This is a genomic window from Citrobacter sp. Ca225 (genome assembly GCF_030337175.1).
In the GTDB taxonomy this organism is placed as follows: Bacteria; Pseudomonadota; Gammaproteobacteria; order Enterobacterales; family Enterobacteriaceae; genus Citrobacter_A; species Citrobacter_A amalonaticus.
The window spans coordinates 162,049-179,515 of record NZ_JAOWCD010000100.1; the positions used below are offsets into that span (position 1 = coordinate 162,049).

Genomic DNA, 17,467 nt, shown 5'->3' on the forward strand with positions numbered 1-17,467 from the left:
GCCGCAAACTCAGGAGTCAGACATCAAGAAAACTGCCCAGACGGTAGCCACGTTCTGCAATCGCATACTTGAGCGAGGCCGACGTCAGCACGTCCAGTTCAGTCAAGCGGGGGTAACAATAGGCGCTCTGACGGATGATATTGTCGATAAACGCCGGGTGACACATCACTTCCAGTGAGGATTCTCCACGTTTTGCTGAAGCATCGAGAGCCTGCAGAAACAACGCTTCCGAAATCGCTTCCCCGTAAAACTCACTGCTGAACCCTTGCGAGCTACGCAGCGTCGCCGGAAGATCGCCTGCCTGGAACACCGGCTGACGATCAATGCGCAGCGCAAGATTACGCTCTGCGGCAAATCGCGCGACAAGGGGGAAGATCTGCGGGAACATATGCACATGGTGATGGCTATCCAGGTGCGTCGGCTCCCGTCCGAACAGGTCGATGAAACGCTGGTACTGACTGGCAAGCTCACGGGCGATTGCATCCAACGGCAGCGTATCTTCCTCTGCCATCTGCCAGATCCATTTTCCCAGACACCCTTCACGGGTTAATCCCGGCATCTCGGTCAGCGGTTTTCCCAGCGTCAGAACAAAGTGCATCCCTACCGCCAGCGTCGGCAGATCGCGGCTTAAGGCGACCGCATGCTCAATGGCATCACCGTTCACCAACGCCGTGGTCGAGGTCACCACGCCGTGGCGACAGGCCTCCACGATGCCGTAGTTTTGCCCTTTGCTCAGACCAAAATCATCCGCGTTTACAATCAATAAGCGTTCCATAGCCGACCTCTTTAGTGTTGTGCGTCTTTAAGCTTCGCAATGCACCCGGCAAAGTTTGGCAGCCACTTTTCGTGCGCCAGAATCAGTTCACGCGCCAGCCCTTCTGCGTCGTGGTCTGAGTGCACCAGCGGGCTCAGGTTCAGCGCCAGCAACACATCGTTAAACTCACCACTCAGCGCCGCGTTACTGGCAGCGACTTCAAAGCCTTTGATGGTATAGATCAATCCCAACACTTTCTCGTCAAAATGGGTGATACGCGGCGTCGGCGTTGCCCCATTGCGACCCAGCGTACAGGTCATCTCTACCGCCCAGTCGGCCGGAATGTTATCGACGTGGCCGTGATGCGGAATGTTGACGTAATGCTCGGTTTGCTTGTCATTAAAAATGGCATTAATGACTTCGCAGGCGGCGTCAGAGTAGTACGCGCCACCGCGCTGCTCCAGCTCCTTCGGCTTGACGTTCAGCTCCGGGTTCTTATACAGATCGAACAGCTGTTTCTCGACCTTCTGTACCACCTGAGCCCGCGCGCCCCCCTTGTAGTATTCGCCTATCTCGATCGCCAGCATCTCTTTTTGCTTGAAGTAGTACAACAAATACGAGCATGGCAGCAGATTCAGAGAGCGAATCAGCCCTTCGCTGAACGGCAGATCGAAAATGTTTTTCACCGTGGAGGCTTTAAGCTGGCCCGAGGCTACGCCATCCAGCAGTTCGGCAAAGCGTGACTGCCCGTTGACGATCACGTCTTTAATGAACACCATGTGGTTGAGACCAAACAGGTCGATCGACAGGTCATCACTCTCTTTCAGTGCCAGCACATCGTGGATGAACATCTTCATCCCGACCGGAATGTTGCACACGCCAATAAAGCGTTTGAAGTTCGTATGACGATAGACCGCTTCGGTCACCATACCTGCCGGGTTAGTAAAGTTGATCACCCAGGCATTCGGGCACAGTTCTTCCACATCGTTAATAATGTCGAAAATCACCGGGATCGTGCGCAGCCCTTTGAACAGACCACCGGCACCGTTGGTTTCCTGGCCCAGGTAGCCGTGACTCAACGGAATACGCTCATCCAGTTCACGCGCTTTCAACTGTCCTACGCGCAACTGCGTGGTTACGAAATCGGCATCTTTCAGTGCTTCGCGGCGATCCAGAGTTTTAAACACCTGCATCGGCACGCCTGCTTTTTCGATCATACGCTGGCAAAGTTGATAAATAATATCCAGTTTCTCTTCACCGCCTTCGACGTCAACCAGCCACAATTCGGAAACCGGCAGCTCGTGGTAGCGTTTAATAAATCCTTCCAGCAATTCCGGGGTATAGCTGCTGCCACCACCAATGGTGACGACTTTTAATTTCTGGCTCATCGTTTCTCCCTTCAGTGCTTAACACTGGCGTGAATGATGCTCTGCCCTTCTGTCAGATATGACGCAGACGTCCCGCGTCACTAATGGGCAAGCGTAAACCTGGTTGTTGAGTAAAATAATTACTGATTATATTGCGTGAGTTTTTTTCTGTAGCTATTAGGCGTAAATGACGTCATTTTTTTAAACGTCTTAATAAACAGACTTGGACTACTGTATCCCGCTTCATACGCAATATCTGTAACGGAGTAGTTAGTCATCTCCAGCTGTTTCTTGGCAAAGTTAATGCGAATTTCATTAATTAATTGCATCGGCGTTTTGCTGTAATAACGCTGGGTCGCTCGCGTCAGGTATTCCTGAGATTTTGCCGACAGGGAAACCATATTTTCCAGCGCGTTTTCACCAAACTGCGCTTTATCATGCATGGTTTCCACGGTGGCTTTCAGCCACTGCGGAATATCATCCAGAACCTGTTCTTCACGATAATGGCGCAGGCGGTTGATAATGTAGAAGGTGACCACTTCGACAAACTCTTCCAGCCCGGTATCACGAAAGTTGAGCGAGGCAATAACCGTTTCGACATAGGTTAAAAATGCGCTGTTGGTGCGATAGACCTGCGATGCCACGAAACAGAACGGCATGAGCGGGCTGTAGTGCTGTTCAAAAAAACGTTTACTGATGCCAACGTTGAGAATGCGCGTCGAGCCGAACTCGTAGAAGCTCTGATGGTGCGAACCGAGCGGGACAAACACAAAGTCACCCCGTTCCAGCAGCACGCGTTTACCGTTGATCTCCTGGTAATAGCGCCCCGTGAGCACCAGCGTAAACTCATAGTAATCGTGCTGATGCAGACCACAGGCGCTCTCTGTCTTGTTGTAGATAAAGACATGGAAATTTTTACCGTTAAACAACTGTTGTTCACGGGCAATGGTGATTTCCGGTGCGGTCGTCTGATGTTGCATCATCAACTCCTTACTATTTCAGCTTCTCGTGAAGCTCAATCAACTCTGCCACCAGTTCGCGTGCCAGCATTGACGTCATCAGGTGATCCTGTGCGTGAACCAGAACCAGACTGACTTTCATTTTACCTTCGCCCTGATCGCCTTCAATCAGTTTCGTCTGCACCAGATGGGCTTCGTTCAACGCCATGCGCGACTGCTCCATCATCGTTTTCGCGGCGTCGAAGTCGCCCTGCTTCGCCTGTTTTAAGGCCGCGTAGGCCAGGCTGCGCGCCTGTCCGGAGTTGATGATAAGCCCCATCACCACTTCTTCGAGCTCTTCGGCTTCGGTTTGGGTATCAGTAATATTCTCGAGATCCATCATAAATCATTCCTCTTTGACGGCCCGGCATGCGTTGCCACATGCCGGGTTAAACTTAGAATTTCAGTGCGTTAGCGATATCTTCTTCGCTCTCTTCTTTGTCGATTGCGTTTTGCGCTTTGTTCGCAACCACCACGAACGGCAGGTAAATCAGCGTCGCAATCCCTAAGTTGAACAAGGCGACCAGCAGAGCCGCAACGCTCCCGTTGGTGTTAAAGAACGCCCCCAGCCCGGTTGGCATGGTCCACGGTGCGATGTTCGTAATTGGTGGGATGATCCCCAGGTAATACGCTATCAGCGTGATCGCGGCCAGAATCGGCTGAACCAGAATGAACGGGATGAACATCACCGGATTCATGATGATCGGCAGACCAAACAGAATCGGTTCGTTAATCTGGAAGATACCTGATGGCAGAGCCAGTTTCGCCACCTGACGGTAATCCGCGCGGCGAGAGGCGATAAAGATAGCCAGGATCAGACCCAGCGTTGCACCACTACCGCCGAGGAAGATAAAGGAGTCGAGCATCGGCTTCGCCCAGACGTGGAACGTCTTACCGGCAGCCAGCGCGGCATCCACTGAACCGTACTGCTGATAGATAGCGATGTTTTCCAGCGCCCATGGGGTCATGATACCGCTGTCGAGCGCCGTCAGCGCCAGGGAACCGTGGATACCGAAGAACCACAGCAGCGGAACAAAGAGTACATACGCCCAGCCTACCACACTGCCCAGCGAAGCCAGCGGTGTCGAGATGGTGTCCATAATAATCTGGTGGAAGTTAGTTCCCCAGGTCGTCAGCGCCCAGGCGATGATCCCCATAATAGAGAGGATAATAAAGCCTGGAATCAATGCTGAGAATGAACGAGAGACAGATGCCGGTACGCTATCGGGTAATTTAATGACCCAGTTGCGATGGACAATAAAGGTAAACATTTCGGCGACCACCAGACCGATAATAATACCGGAAATGATATTCGCGCCGCCCAGCCAGTTCGCCCCAACCGCATAGGCTTCACCCACGCTATAAGGCGTGACGGTCATAAAGGCCGCGACCGATAACAGGCCGGCCGCCAGGGCGTCGACTTTACGCTCTTCCGCCAGCGCCATACCGATAAAGAATGGCGCCATCAGTGACATAATACCCAGCGTACCGTTATAGACGTTTCCGCCGATGCCCTTCAGACTATTGAGATTTTCAATGGTTGACGCATCCAGCCGAATACCGAGGGAATAAAAAAACGACCCCTCCCCAAAGCTCAGGAAAACGTTATTGATTAATACAAACATAGCCCCCGCGAGGGTTAATGGCATTAAACGAATAAAACCGTTTTTGATTGCATTAACGTGTGGCTGCTTTCCTATTTTGACAGCAAAAGGAAGGAGTACCTTTTCAAGTGAAGCAATGACGTTACTCATAGAAAAATACCCTTAAAAACCGCAATTAATTATTGCGGTATATGTAAATGAAATAACTCTTTGACGGGAAAATTTAAAATATTAATTTGCAGCGGCTTTTTTAATTGCTGCAACTGCAGCCTTAAGCACGCCTAAACCATCGACTTTGCCATACAGCAGCGAGTCAATCACTTCTACAGGTTTGTTCGGTAACAAACGCTGAATTTCGGGCAACATATAACCAATTTGTGGACCTAATAATACAACGTCAGCATTGGGTCCTTTTTCTCCGGCAAGGGTTTCCGGGAATGCTTCAATAATAACCGGGACTTCATACTTTTCCGCCTGCGCGCGCATCTTTGACACTAACAAAGAGGTAGACATACCCGCAGAGCAAAACAGATAAATGTGTTTCTTTTCCATTCAGACCTTCCTCATGTGCGATTATCTGTCAACCAGCCACGCCGCAAGTCTCTACCTGCTTCTATGCTCTGGATAACCTGCGTAACCGAAAACTTATTTCTGTGTCTGAAATGAGTATACGGCATCGCACCTGCTGATGGTATTTCCTTGACCAACTAAATTGTCTCTCATTGACCTGGCGTTATGACCCCCTTCACACTTCGGGTAAATAATTCGCATCAATAAATAAGATCATCTTCGTTACAAAAAAACCGGCCAGGGGCCGGTTCGTTGACTTGTACAGGCAGTAGACAGTTATTGTGACTTCACTGCCTGCGGGTCGGTATCGTATTCAGCGCAGCTCTGGTAGCCTGAGTTGATCACATGACCGGTATCATCCAGCGCCACGAAATAGGTCTCTGCTTTACCATCACGTTGACCCAGGATGTAGGTCTGGCAGGTACCACGAGCATGGATCATGCTCACCTCAGACGACGGTTTCCCGGCAATCTGTGCAACCTGCGCGCGGCTCATGCCTTTTTTCACATCTTTGACCACAGGCTGGACAAATTGGTCTTTGGTACGGTCGTACGCCGTACACCCTGCCAGCATCGTTAATACAGCTGCTGCACTGAAAATTCCTGCAATAGTCCTGTTCATTTTCCGTCCTCTTGTTTATCAGCGTGTTATATAAGCCTGGAATACATTTTGACATTTTTCAAGCTAACGCTTAGCACGCGAATATTTTGCCAGATTCCGTTCAGACGGCAGGATGTCGTTTTAAGCGCCACTCAGCCTGCGTTCACTTGTCGTTTTCACAGCAAAGGGTTAGCTTTAACACAGTCTGATTTTATTCTTTATACATTGGGGAGGGGGTAAATGACTCTGCAACACGAGATCATCAAAGCGCTTGGTGCAAAACCGCACATTAATCCAGAAGAGGAAATTCGCCGCAGCGTGGATTTCCTGAAGGCATATCTGCAACGTTATCCCTTCCTGAAAAGTCTGGTGCTGGGTATCAGCGGAGGACAAGACTCGACGCTGGCAGGCAAACTTTGCCAGACCGCCATTAGCGAGTTGCGTGCTGAGACCGGTAACGACGCACTGCAGTTTATCGCCGTTCGCCTGCCTTATGGCGTTCAGGCTGATGAGCAGGATTGTCAGGACGCCATCGACTTTATCCAGCCGGACCGCGTGCTGACCGTCAATATCAAAGGTGCGGTACTGGCGAGCGAACAGGCTTTGCGTGAAGCCGGTATTGAACTGAGCGATTTCGTTCGTGGCAATGAAAAAGCCCGTGAGCGCATGAAAGCACAGTACAGTATCGCGGGTATGACCAGCGGCGTGGTGGTGGGTACCGATCATGCGGCGGAAGCCATTACCGGTTTCTTCACCAAATACGGAGACGGCGGTACGGATATTAACCCGCTGTTTCGCCTCAACAAGCGCCAGGGGAAACAACTACTGGCGGCATTAGGTTGCCCGGAGCACCTTTATAAGAAAGCGCCCACCGCCGATCTCGAAGACGATCGCCCTTCTCTGCCGGATGAAGCCGCGCTGGGCGTGACCTATGAGAATATTGATGACTATCTGGAAGGAAAAGCGGTGGATGCCGCTATCGCGAAAATCATTGAAGGCTGGTATCTGAAGACAGAGCATAAACGCCGTCCGCCGATTACCGTGTTTGATGACTTCTGGAAACAGTAAGCATGAACCGGCCGGATGGCAACGCCATCCGGCTTTCGCGCCGCAGTCGCCCACGCCCTCTCTTTTTTAATCGTAATACTACTGTTATACTGGATGCATAACCAGCATCCGGAGTTTACCGTGGCACGGCGTCAATCAGTTCCTCGTCTTGAGTTTGAAGCAGCAGCAGTTTACGAATATCCTGAACATCTGCGCCCTTTCCTGGAGTCGCTCCCGAGCGTGCCTGGTGTTTACCTGTTTCACAGCGAAAGCGACACCCTGCCACTTTACATTGGTAAAAGTGTCAATATCCGCAGTCGGGTACTGTCGCATTTACGCACGCCAGAAGAAGCCGCCATGCTGCGCCAGTCCAGGCGTATCTCCTGGATCGGTACCGCCGGTGAAATCGGCGCGCTATTACTCGAGGCACGGCTGATTAAAGAGCAACAGCCGCTATTTAATAAACGCCTGCGCCGCAACCGCCAACTCTGCGCATTAACGCTCCGGGATGGAAAAGTGGATGTCGTCTATTCGCGTGACGTTGATTTCTCCCACGCTCCGGATCTGTTCGGTCTTTTTGCCAACCGCCGCGCCGCGCTTGCCGCCTTACAGTCACTCGCTGACGAACAAAAATTGTGTTACGGGCGACTGGGTCTTGAACCCCTGAGCCGTGGCCGAGCCTGCTTTCGCGCTGCGCTAAAACGCTGCGCTGGCGTCTGCTGTAATAAAGAATCGCCACAGGAGCACGACGCCCGTTTGCAGGCATCGCTGGAAAAACTGCGCGTTATCTGCTGGCCGTGGAAAAACGCCATTGCGCTCAAAGAGAGTCGTGCGCAAATGACCCAGTATCACGTCATTAACAACTGGCTGTGGCTGGGAGCGGTCGATACGCTGGAGGATGCGGCGACGCTGGTCCAGACGCCAGCCGGTTTTGATCATGACGGTTACAAGATTCTCTGTAAGCCGCTCGTTGCCGGAACCTGTGAAATTATTGAACTGAATCCGGGGAATACCCCTGCAGCCAGGTGATCTCGCTGAATAACAGTTTCCCTTCTGCTTTCAACAGCCGTAGCGTATGTTTTCCGTCGTGCCAGCAGGCGCCCTGATCGGCAGTCAGGAGCTTATCGCCCAGTTGCCAGGCTCCGCTAATAACAAACACCACACCGCCGCGTGAGCCAAACGTGGTAAAGGTTCGATCGGCCACCCGCACTTTCGCCTGGCAGGAGTCACGCCGGGTCATGATATTAAAATCCATCGACATCTGCCCTTCCGTCAGTCTGGCCTTCACCACACGCTCGCCGGCAAAGGTAAACGGCTGGTGCTGCTTAAGGGTATGGCTGAAGGCGCCCTGACTTTCCAGCGTCACTTCGCTGCCTTCCAGCAGGGTAATCACCCGCTCGATACCAGGAAAGAGCGAAAACTCGCCATTACCGGCGATAGAAGCAATGCTGGCACGCCAGTGAAAATCGCGGGTCGCCGGAGGAAAACAGCAAATTTCACGCGTTTCACCAGCACCGTTGCGCCAGAGACTGACCGGCATCTTGCGGATATCAAAGTATTCCATCATCGCTCCTGATAAACATCATGCGGAATAATAAAGCACAACGTCGTTATCGGCAGCCATGATGATTTTCCATAGGGTATGAAAAAGAAAAAACCGCCGATCCTGTCCATCGCCTCAGTGGAGAGGATGGACAAGACCGGCGGTCTTCGAATAAGTCTGCTCAGCGATTACTCAGCAGGTACAGGCATTTTACCGTCACGCGCCGGACGTTCTGTCAGACGCTTCTCAAAATTGGCATTAAACTGTTTTTTCTGTTCCGGGGTCAGAATGTTGTAGATCTTATTCTGCGTTTCCATGTGTGCCAGCATGTTCGCTTTGCGCTGTTCTTCCATCTTCGTAATCTGCGCTTCTGCTTTCGCTTTATCGAAGGTATCGCTGGCAATGATGTCGTGCATTGCGCGGCGTTCTTCAACCGGCGGACGCTTCATCTGGTCACGCTTATCTTTCATGATGTCGCGAATCTGTTGTTTCTGAGCATCGGTCAGATTCAGGTCTTTAAACATCATGTCATGATGTGGGCCGAATTTACCTTTATGCTGCATCATCGGTTTGGCGTCTGCCGGTGCCGCGGTGGTGGTATCCGCTGCGTGAGCCAGGTTCGCAGCGCCCAGTGCCAGAGTTGAAGCCACAAACAGTGCAGTTAATTTACGCATAATCTTTATCCTTCCTTTCAGTTATTTTACGGCTTTCTTGTCACTTATGAAGAAGTACAGTGCCGTGTTGACGAGATTAACTTTAACGGCTTAATCGTCAATTAGTCAGAGCATCAGTAAAACAATGAAAGTGTAAAAAACATTTTTTCGCCAATTGTGGAGAAAAAAAGAAATTATTGCGAAGAGTTGAAAGAAAAAATGACAACAGCATGATTTTGCAGGGAATATGAAGAACTATACCTGAGCGCTGATGATAAATAAAGCAGCTCTCCAGGAATAGTCCGGATTAATTTCCTGGCGCACGATAAATTAAAACCCACAGGCCCTCGCCTGCGGGAAACAGGTTAGCGCAATTTCTCCAGCATCAGGCCCGCACGTAATCCCGGCGCCACGCCAGGGTTGGGAAAAAGAACGTATTCCACGTCATGAGTGACGACAAAACACTCGTCACCCTCTTCCGCCAGCAGCGTTCCGGCGGTAAAGGGAGTGAAGTTGAGCGTCTGGCTGTCCATGTGCAGTACAAATGCGTCGCTGCGTCGGGTGATCTGCGACGCCACCCGATAGCGGACTGGCGGAGTGCCGTCTGCCTGGTCAATTTGCCCCGACAGTAAACAGGTCAGCGCGGCAGACGTCGGCGCAAACTGGCGGAGATCGTTGTGACCGAATGGCAAGGCTTTGCCAAGCTCCAGGGTACAGGCGAGCGCACCGAAGTGTTGAGCACTAAAGTGGGTAAACGTGCCTCCCGGCGTTTGATGAAACACCAGCGCTTCCAGTCCTGCGGCACCCAGCCAGCCAAGAAACGTCTCATCCCAGGGGATGGGACGCTGTGGCAACACGCCGAAGCGCAAATGGTAAGAACCACGGATGGCGGTATGTAAATCGAGATGCCAGCGCACCGACTCCGTGCCCGTCGCATAAAAATTTTCCAGACACTGTTCCAGTTGACGTGCGCGCTGCGTCTCACCGCTTTCGGCACACTGTTGCCAGCGCCCGCCAAACATCCGGTTCATATCGCTGTGGCAGTAGCGCTTCCCGGCAGCCAGCGCCTGTGGGTTGCCGAGGATCACCAACAGCCGCCAGCGTAGCGTTATCTCCCCCTTAGACAACGCCAACAGCAACGTATTGAGCATCTCCACCGGCGCGGTTTCGTTGCCATGAATACCGGCGGAGATCACCAGCGCACGGTCGGTCACCGTGACGGGGATGAGTTCGAGAATACCGGCGTCAACCCAATGCCAGCGAAATCCCGCGCCTTCGCCTTCCCGAACCTCCGGCATCGTTCCCGCCAGCGTGGCGGCGAGGAAATCATCCATGCCCGCCTCCCGATTGCTGGAACGGATAGACAGAACCAAGCTGCAACAGTTGAGTCAGTGAATCCAGCGCTTCGCGCCCTTCACGCAGCAGTTGCGGGTCGGCGAGATCCGCGGCGGTCAGGCGGTCGCGATAGTAGCGATCCACCCAGTCGTTGAGCGTCGTAAACAGAACGTCATTCATTATTACCGCCGGATTGACCGCCTGGTATTCTTCTGCGGTCAACACCACTCGCAGCCGCAGGCAGGCTGGCCCACCGCCGTTTGACATGCTCTCACGCAGGTCAAACACCCGCATGTCGCGGATCGGGTTATCGGCTTCCAGCAGGTTCGTCAGATAGCGCCATACGCCCGCGTGTTCGCGGCACTCCTGTGGCAGGACCAGCATCATCGAACCGTCATCGCGGCTCAACAATTGACTGTTAAACAGATACGTCGCGACCGCATCCGGCACCGACACGTCAGCTGCTGGCACCACAACAGGGGTAAAGCCGGGCACCCGGGCGCGCAGTTGATTCATAACCTCATTTTGTCTCGCAAAGGACTGTTCATGACAGAACAGCACCTCCCGGTTCGCGACCGCAATTACATCGTTATGAAACACACCAAGGTCGATGACCTCCGGATGCTGCTGAGCAAAAATACACTGCTGTGGATTCACCTGATTCAGGCGAGCTACCGCCTCGCTGGCTTCACGGGTTTGACGCGCCGGATAGCGTGAAGGTCGCGTATTGCTGCCCTCTTCACGCCCGTAGACAAACAGCTGCGTTCCCGGCTCGCCATACTCCCCGCCGAGGCGATTATGGTTAGCCGCCCCTTCATCGCCGAGCATCGCCACCTGCGGCAGCGCGGAATGCACGGCGAAATAACGTTCATCGCGGAAGATCGCCCGCAGCAACGCCTCCGTGGTGGGCGCCTCGAGTGAACGGTGGAATTTATTATTGAGGTTCGCGACCGTCAGGTGCACTTTGCCATCCAGCGTATCCGCCGACGGCGCCACCGTCGCCGCGTTGGCTACCCACATCGGCGATGCGGAGCTGACGCTGGAGAGCCAGTGCGGCGCCTGACGCGCCACTTTCTCAATCACCTGCTCATCGCTACCGCTAAATCCCAACTGGCGTAATGCAGGAATAAAAGGTCGCTCGTGCGGCGGGATCACCGCCTGCGGATATCCCGCATCCGCCAGCGCCTTCATTTTAAGCAGTCCCTGTTTCGCCGCCAGACGGGGATTTGAAACCTGATGACGATGCCGGGTGGACGCCTCGTTGCCGAACGACAGCCCGGCATAATGATGCGTCAGCCCTACCAGCCCATCGAAATTGACCTCACGTGCTTTCATACGGGCTCCTCACGCGAAAAATCGAGGCCGGGGCTCAGCGTGGCTGGCAACGTTAGCGCCGGGGATTCCAGACTGGCCATCGGCCAGGCGCAATAATCGGCGGCATACCACGCGCTGGCGCGATGGTTTCCGGAAGCGCCTACGCCACCAAACGGCGCGGTACTGGCAGCGCCGGTGAGCGGCTTGTTCCAGTTGACGATCCCCGCGCGTGCTTCCAACAGTAACTGGTCGAACTGCGCACGATCGGGCGAAACCAGTCCACAGGACAAACCAAAGCGGGTGTTATTGGCCATCGCGATCGCCTCGTCGAAACGCTCATAGCGCCAGACGCCAAGCAGCGGACCGAAGACCTCTTCATCGGGCAGATTTGCCACGCCCGTCAGCTCAATAATGCCAGGTGACAGCAGTGAGGTACTGGCCTGTAACAAACGCGGCGCCAGCAGCGTCTGTCCGCCGAGAGATTCAAGCTGTTGCCAGGCATCAAACACATGACGCGCCGCCTGTTCGGTGATCAGACCGCCGATAAACGGCTGTGGCTCATCGTCCCAGCGACCTGGCTGGATACGCTGGCTGACGGCCACCAGCCGGGCGAGAAATGCGTCACCCTGCGCGCCTTTTTTTACCAGCAGGCGACGTGCGCAGGTACAGCGCTGTCCCGCCGTCACAAACGCGGACTGAATAGTCAGGTGCACCGCCGCATCGATATCCTCTGGATCCTCAATAATCAGCGGGTTGTTGCCGCCCATTTCGAGAGCAAGGATTTTTTCCGGTTGTCCGGCAAGCTGGCGATGCAGTTGATAGCCCGTATTCGCACTGCCGGTAAACAGCAGTCCGTCGAGAGCATCCAGCGCGCTCAGCGCCTGTCCTGTTTCCCGACCGCCCTGCAACAGATTCAGCACGCCATTCGGTAGACCGGCCTGTTCCCAGAGCCGCATCACCGCTTCTCCGGTCCACGGCGTCAGTTCGCTGGGCTTAAAGAGGATGGTGTTACCCGCCAGCAGTGCCGGCACAATGTGTCCGTTCGGCAGATGTCCCGGAAAGTTATAAGGGCCAAATACCGCCAGCACGCCATGCGGGCGGTGACGAAGCGTCGCCGCGCCGTCGAGCAACTCACTCTGATGCTCGCCGGTGCGGGCGTGATAGGCCTTGATGGAAATCGCGATTTTGTTGATCATCGCCGTCACTTCCGTCGCCGCTTCCCAGCGTGGCTTGCCGGTTTCACGGGCGATAATGGCGGTCAGATCCGCTTTATTGCTCTCCAGCAGCCCGGCGAATTTTTCCGCAATCGCCTGCCGCTCGCTGAAGGGGCGTCTGGCCCAGGCCGGAAACGCGGTGCGGGCAGCACGAGCCGCCTGCATCACCTGCGCGGCATCGGCATCGTGACCTTCCCAGAGCACGTTGCCCTGCACAGGATCCTTCTTCACCCGACGTTCACCCTGACCGGTCACCCAGTCACCGTTAATCCATAAAGTCATACCGTTTTCTCCTCTGCGCAGAGACGGACAAAACGAACCCGATCGCCTGCGTGACATTTCAGGGCATCCAGCTGCGCGGCGGTCAGCACCAGCCTCTCTGTATGAGGATCGGCGCGCACCAACATGACGCGGAAGTGATGGTAGTTTTCATTCGCCACCAGGCAGGCCGGGAAATCACCGGTTGCGGGCTGCCCTTCGACGACCTCTATCAGCCGACTTTTGCGGATCGCCCGCACCCGGTCGATATCACACTCCAGCGTCGGGCCGCCGTCGAAAATGTCGATGTAGTTACGATAGCGAAACCCTTCTTTCTCCAGCACCGCGCGCGCCGGAGCGGTTTGCGGGTGCACTTCGCCAATGACTGCCTGCGCCTCGTCAGAGAGGAAGTGGGTATAAATCGGATGCTTGGGCATCAGTTCGGCGATAAACGCTTTCTGCCCGGTACCGCAGAGAAAATCAGCTCGCGTAAACTCCATCGAGAAAAAGCGTTTCCCCAGGCTTTGCCAGAACGGGGAATAGCCGTGCTCGTCGATCACGCCGCGCATTTCCGCGACCACTTTTTCATTAAAACGGTCGCGAAACGCGGCCATAAACATGAAGCGCGATTTCGACAGCAAATAGCCGTTGCCCTCTTTGCGCCAGTCGGGATCGAGGAACAGCGTGCACAGCTCACTGCTGCCGGTGTGATCGTTACTGAGAAACAGCGTCGGCAGCGCGTTATAAACGTTCAGCTCTTTTGAAGCATGCACCAGCGTCCCTACGCGATAGTTATACCAGGGGTCGTTAAGCCCCACGGCGACTTCAATCGCGCAAATCCCCGCCACAGTGCCGGTTTCCAGATCCTCCAGCACAAAGACATAGCCTTGTTCACTTTTCGGCAATTCGCCCCGCCAGGTTTTCAGGGAACGATCAATACGCGCCGCCAACGTGGCTTCATTCGCGGGTAATGAGGTCAGCCCACCACCGGTTTTACTGGCCAGTTGCATCAGCGCGCTAATATCAGCATGCTCAATGGGACGGATCACCATCATGATGAACCTCCGGCTTTAATCTGTTCGCAGGCCAGCGCAAAACGGTCGAGACCGCTGGCGACCTCTTCCTGCGTGACGTTCAATGCCGGTGCAAAACGCACCACGTTGCCCCCGGCTATCAGCACCATTACGCCCGCTTTCGCCGCTTCCTGGGAAATCTGTTTGGCTTTTCCGGCGAACATATCCTTCAGCACACAGCCAATCAGCAGTCCCAGACCGCGGATTTCACTGAACAGTCCGGTGTGCAGGTTAATGGCGTTCAGACGCTCCACAAACCAGTCATGGCGCTGTTTCACCCCGTTCAGCATCGCAGGCGTATTGATGATATCGAGTAATTTCCCGGCAACGGCAGTCGCCAGCGGATTACCGCCATAGGTTGTGCCGTGTGTCCCGACGGTCATCACGCTGGCACATTTTTCACTGGCCAACAGCGCGCCAATCGGGAACCCGCCGCCCAGCGCTTTGGCGGTAGTCAACAGATCCGGCGTCACGCCATAGTGCATGTAAGCGTACAGTTCGCCGGTGCGCCCCACGCCAGTCTGTACTTCATCAAAAATCAGCAACGCATTATGTCGATCGCACAGCTCGCGAAGCCCTTGCAGGAAGGCCTGGGTTGCAGGTACAACGCCCCCTTCCCCCTGCACCGGTTCGACGATGACCGCACAGGTGGTATCGTCAATCAGCGTGCTGGCAGAGTTAATGTCGTTGTAGACGGCGTGGCGGATATCCGGCGGCAGCGGCGCGAAATCCTGCGAATAGGCCGGTTGTCCACCGGCGCTGACCGTGAACAGCGTACGACCGTGGAAGGCGTTCTTGAACGCGACAATGCCGCTCTTATTGCTGCCGTAGTGGTCGTGCGCATATTTGCGCGCCAGTTTCAGCGCCGCCTCGTTGGCCTCAGCCCCGGAGTTGCAAAAGAAGATGCGATCGGCAAAGGTGGCGTCGATTAGCTTTTTCGCCAGTCGTAACGCTGGCTCGTTGGTGTAGCCGTTGCCGGTGTGCCAGAATTTGCTCGCCTGCACATTCAGCGCTTCACGCAGTTCCGGATGCGCGTGTCCCAGGGCATTGACCGCAATGCCTCCCGCGAAGTCGATATACTCTTTACCCTGCTGATCCCACAAGCGTGAACCTTCGCCACGGACCGGAATAAAAGGCGCCGGTGCATAAACGGGCATCATCCATTCATCAAAATTTTCACGCGTAATTGACTGAGACATAGCGACCTCATCGGTAAATAAATAGTTATTTATATGTTAATAAAAAGTAGTGTTTGCGCTGTAAATGTAGATTGCAGTCTTCGTGCCAGCCAGTGGAAAAAATGCATAAACGGTTGTGTGGAACGGAAAATCAACGAGTTATAGCCCAGCGATATTCACTATATGTGCATAAAAAGTGAATATGTTTGCGTGAAAGAAGAATAAATAGAGGAAAAACCGCAATATTATGCACAGTCCAGATATAATTCTGGAAATGTGATCATCTACGAAATTTACAGGAAATTACTGCGCCATTTTGACGCAATCCGCCCTAAAACAGGGCAAGCATTGCCCCATTGTTAACACCATTCACACCCATTGCCGGAATCTCACCATTATGGGCAGTCAGTTTGCGGAAATTCTGCTACCATCCATGCACTATTCATCCTGTAAAATGGCAGCGACTATGAAATTTGTCTCTTTTAATATCAACGGCCTGCGCGCCAGACCACATCAACTGACAGCCATTGTCGAAAAACACCAACCCGATGTCATTGGCCTGCAGGAGACAAAAGTTCACGACGACATGTTCCCGCTCGAAGATGTCGCAAAACTCGGCTACAACGTTTTCTACCACGGGCAAAAAGGTCACTATGGCGTGGCGCTGCTGACCAAAGAGACCCCCATCGCCGTGCGCCGGGGTTTTCCCGATGATGGCGAAGAGGCGCAGCGCCGCATCATCATGGCGGAAATCCCCTCTCCGCTGGGCAACCTGACGGTAATCAACGGCTACTTCCCGCAGGGTGAAAGCCGCGACCATCCGATTAAATTCCCGGCCAAAGCGCAGTTTTATCAGAACTTACAAAACTATCTCGACAACCAACTGAAGCGCGACAATCCGGTGCTGATCATGGGGGATATGAATATTAGTCCGTCCGATCGGGATATCGGCATTGGCGAAGAGAACCGCAAGCGCTGGCTGCGCACCGGCAAATGTTCGTTCCTGCCGGAAGAGCGTGAATGGATGGACCGCCTGCTGAACTGGGGCCTGGTTGACACCTTCCGCCACGCACACCCGGAAACCACCGACAAATTCTCGTGGTTTGATTACCGTTCGAAAGGGTTTGATGATAACCGCGGTCTGCGTATCGATTTGCTGCTGGCAAGCCAGCCGCTGGCGGACCGTTGTCTGGAAACCGGTATCGACTATGAAATTCGCAGCATGGAAAAACCGTCTGATCATGCGCCGGTATGGGCGAAATTTAAGGTCTGATGCTCAACCGTGAACGCCAGAAAAATAGGGCTTGCGGGCGCACTGATCCTCTGTCTTGCCGGGGTGCTTTGGGTGTTGCCCCCCGGCCTGCTCACGCTGGAGACGCTTAAGCGCGAACATTCACTGTTGGCGGACTGGCAACGCCTGTCCCCTTTTCTCAGTGCAAGCCTCTATTTTCTGCTCTATACCGTCGTCGCGGCGCTGTCGATTCCTGGCGCGGCGCTGCTGACGCTGCTTGGCGGCGCGCTGTTTGGCCTCTGGCAAGGCACGTTGCTGGTCTCTTTTGCCTCAACGCTGGGCGCCACGCTCGCCATGCTCACCAGTCGTTACCTGCTGCGTGACTGGGTAGCGCGGCGGTTTTCCCGGCATATGGCCACGGTGAATCACGGGATGGCGCGGGACGGCGTCTTTTATCTTTTTGCGCTACGCCTGATACCCTTGTTTCCATTTGTTGTCGTCAACCTGCTTGCAGGTCTCACCACCGTTGGCGTGCGCCGCTACTGGTGGGTCAGCCAGTTGGGGATGCTGCCTGCCACCGTGGTTTATCTGAATGCCGGACGCCAGTTAAGCCAGTTAACATCAATACGTGACATTATTTCTCCCGCTATGCTGACCGCTTTTGCTCTGTTAGGGCTATTACCACTGGCCTCCCGTTGGCTGGTCACACATTTTTTTCAGGAGTAATT

Annotated in this window: 18 protein-coding genes; 4 read left to right on the plus strand and 14 right to left on the minus strand. The window is 54.1% G+C overall.

Going from position 1 to position 17,467, the window contains the following annotated elements; genetic code table 11:
- Positions 1 to 16: 16 nt before the first annotated feature.
- The 7 genes from chbG to osmE all read right to left on the minus strand — a co-directional run bounded on the left by chbG (position 17) and on the right by osmE (position 5,914).
- Entirely contained in the window at positions 17 to 775 is a 759-nt protein-coding gene (gene chbG, locus OGW13_RS21470) for a chitin disaccharide deacetylase (protein ID WP_287116455.1), read from the minus strand.
- 11 nt (positions 776 to 786) lie between these two features.
- Positions 787 to 2,142, minus strand: a complete 1,356-nt coding sequence (locus OGW13_RS21475; protein ID WP_287116456.1) for a 6-phospho-beta-glucosidase — start codon at positions 2,140 to 2,142, stop codon at positions 787 to 789.
- A 119-nt stretch (positions 2,143 to 2,261) separates the two neighbouring features.
- Positions 2,262 to 3,104, minus strand: coding sequence for a transcriptional regulator ChbR (gene chbR, locus OGW13_RS21480; protein WP_080721756.1), 843 nt, complete (start codon positions 3,102 to 3,104; stop codon positions 2,262 to 2,264).
- A 10-nt stretch (positions 3,105 to 3,114) separates the two neighbouring features.
- A complete protein-coding gene (chbA, locus tag OGW13_RS21485; protein ID WP_043000891.1) occupies positions 3,115 to 3,462 on the minus strand; it encodes a PTS N,N'-diacetylchitobiose transporter subunit IIA in 348 nt (115 codons plus the stop codon).
- Between the two features lie 52 nt (positions 3,463 to 3,514).
- Positions 3,515 to 4,873: a PTS N,N'-diacetylchitobiose transporter subunit IIC gene (gene chbC / locus OGW13_RS21490; protein WP_044265468.1), complete on the minus strand. Its 1,359-nt coding sequence runs from the start codon at positions 4,871 to 4,873 to the stop codon at positions 3,515 to 3,517.
- An 81-nt stretch (positions 4,874 to 4,954) separates the two neighbouring features.
- Positions 4,955 to 5,275, minus strand: a complete 321-nt coding sequence (gene chbB / locus OGW13_RS21495) for a PTS N,N'-diacetylchitobiose transporter subunit IIB (RefSeq protein WP_042319411.1) — start codon at positions 5,273 to 5,275, stop codon at positions 4,955 to 4,957.
- Between the two features lie 294 nt (positions 5,276 to 5,569).
- A complete protein-coding gene (gene osmE, locus OGW13_RS21500) occupies positions 5,570 to 5,914 on the minus strand; it encodes an osmotically-inducible lipoprotein OsmE (RefSeq protein ID WP_287116457.1) in 345 nt (114 codons plus the stop codon).
- A 219-nt stretch (positions 5,915 to 6,133) separates the two neighbouring features.
- Between osmE and nadE the strand changes: the two genes are divergently transcribed.
- Together nadE and cho are read left to right on the plus strand one after the other, a co-directional pair.
- On the plus strand, positions 6,134 to 6,961 hold the full coding sequence (nadE, locus tag OGW13_RS21505) for an NAD(+) synthase (RefSeq protein ID WP_043000894.1): 828 nt from the start codon (positions 6,134 to 6,136) through the stop codon (positions 6,959 to 6,961).
- 93 nt (positions 6,962 to 7,054) lie between these two features.
- Positions 7,055 to 7,969 (plus strand): excinuclease Cho, encoded by a 915-nt coding sequence (gene cho / locus OGW13_RS21510; RefSeq protein WP_080721763.1) that lies wholly within the window; start codon positions 7,055 to 7,057, stop codon positions 7,967 to 7,969.
- Here cho and ves read toward each other — a convergent pair.
- The 7 genes from ves to astC form a co-directional block, all read right to left on the minus strand.
- Positions 7,929 to 8,504 (minus strand): environmental stress-induced protein Ves, encoded by a 576-nt coding sequence (ves, locus tag OGW13_RS21515; RefSeq protein ID WP_043000895.1) that lies wholly within the window; start codon positions 8,502 to 8,504, stop codon positions 7,929 to 7,931. The genes cho and ves overlap by 41 nt on opposite strands.
- A 167-nt stretch (positions 8,505 to 8,671) precedes the next feature.
- Complete coding sequence (gene spy / locus OGW13_RS21520; protein WP_043000896.1) at positions 8,672 to 9,157, minus strand: ATP-independent periplasmic protein-refolding chaperone Spy; 486 nt, start codon at positions 9,155 to 9,157, stop codon at positions 8,672 to 8,674.
- Positions 9,158 to 9,501: 344 nt separating this feature from the next.
- Positions 9,502 to 10,470, minus strand: a complete 969-nt coding sequence (gene astE / locus OGW13_RS21525) for a succinylglutamate desuccinylase (protein WP_287116458.1) — start codon at positions 10,468 to 10,470, stop codon at positions 9,502 to 9,504.
- A complete protein-coding gene (astB, locus tag OGW13_RS21530; RefSeq protein WP_054176632.1) occupies positions 10,463 to 11,806 on the minus strand; it encodes an N-succinylarginine dihydrolase in 1,344 nt (447 codons plus the stop codon). The genes astE and astB overlap by 8 nt, the downstream gene beginning before the upstream one ends.
- Positions 11,803 to 13,281, minus strand: coding sequence for a succinylglutamate-semialdehyde dehydrogenase (gene astD / locus OGW13_RS21535; protein WP_287116459.1), 1,479 nt, complete (start codon positions 13,279 to 13,281; stop codon positions 11,803 to 11,805). The genes astB and astD overlap by 4 nt, the downstream gene beginning before the upstream one ends.
- Positions 13,278 to 14,312, minus strand: a complete 1,035-nt coding sequence (gene astA / locus OGW13_RS21540) for an arginine N-succinyltransferase (RefSeq protein WP_043000900.1) — start codon at positions 14,310 to 14,312, stop codon at positions 13,278 to 13,280. The genes astD and astA overlap by 4 nt, the downstream gene beginning before the upstream one ends.
- Positions 14,309 to 15,529, minus strand: a complete 1,221-nt coding sequence (gene astC, locus OGW13_RS21545) for a succinylornithine/acetylornithine transaminase (RefSeq protein WP_287116460.1) — start codon at positions 15,527 to 15,529, stop codon at positions 14,309 to 14,311. Before astC ends, astA begins: the two co-directional genes overlap by 4 nt.
- Before the next feature lie 445 nt (positions 15,530 to 15,974).
- On the opposite strand from astC, the gene xthA reads away from it, so the two are divergent.
- Positions 15,975 to 16,781, plus strand: coding sequence for an exodeoxyribonuclease III (xthA, locus tag OGW13_RS21550; RefSeq protein ID WP_043001945.1), 807 nt, complete (start codon positions 15,975 to 15,977; stop codon positions 16,779 to 16,781).
- A 9-nt stretch (positions 16,782 to 16,790) separates the two neighbouring features.
- Entirely contained in the window at positions 16,791 to 17,465 is a 675-nt protein-coding gene (locus OGW13_RS21555; RefSeq protein WP_044254837.1) for a TVP38/TMEM64 family protein, read from the plus strand.
- The last annotated feature ends 2 nt before the right edge of the window (positions 17,466 to 17,467 follow it).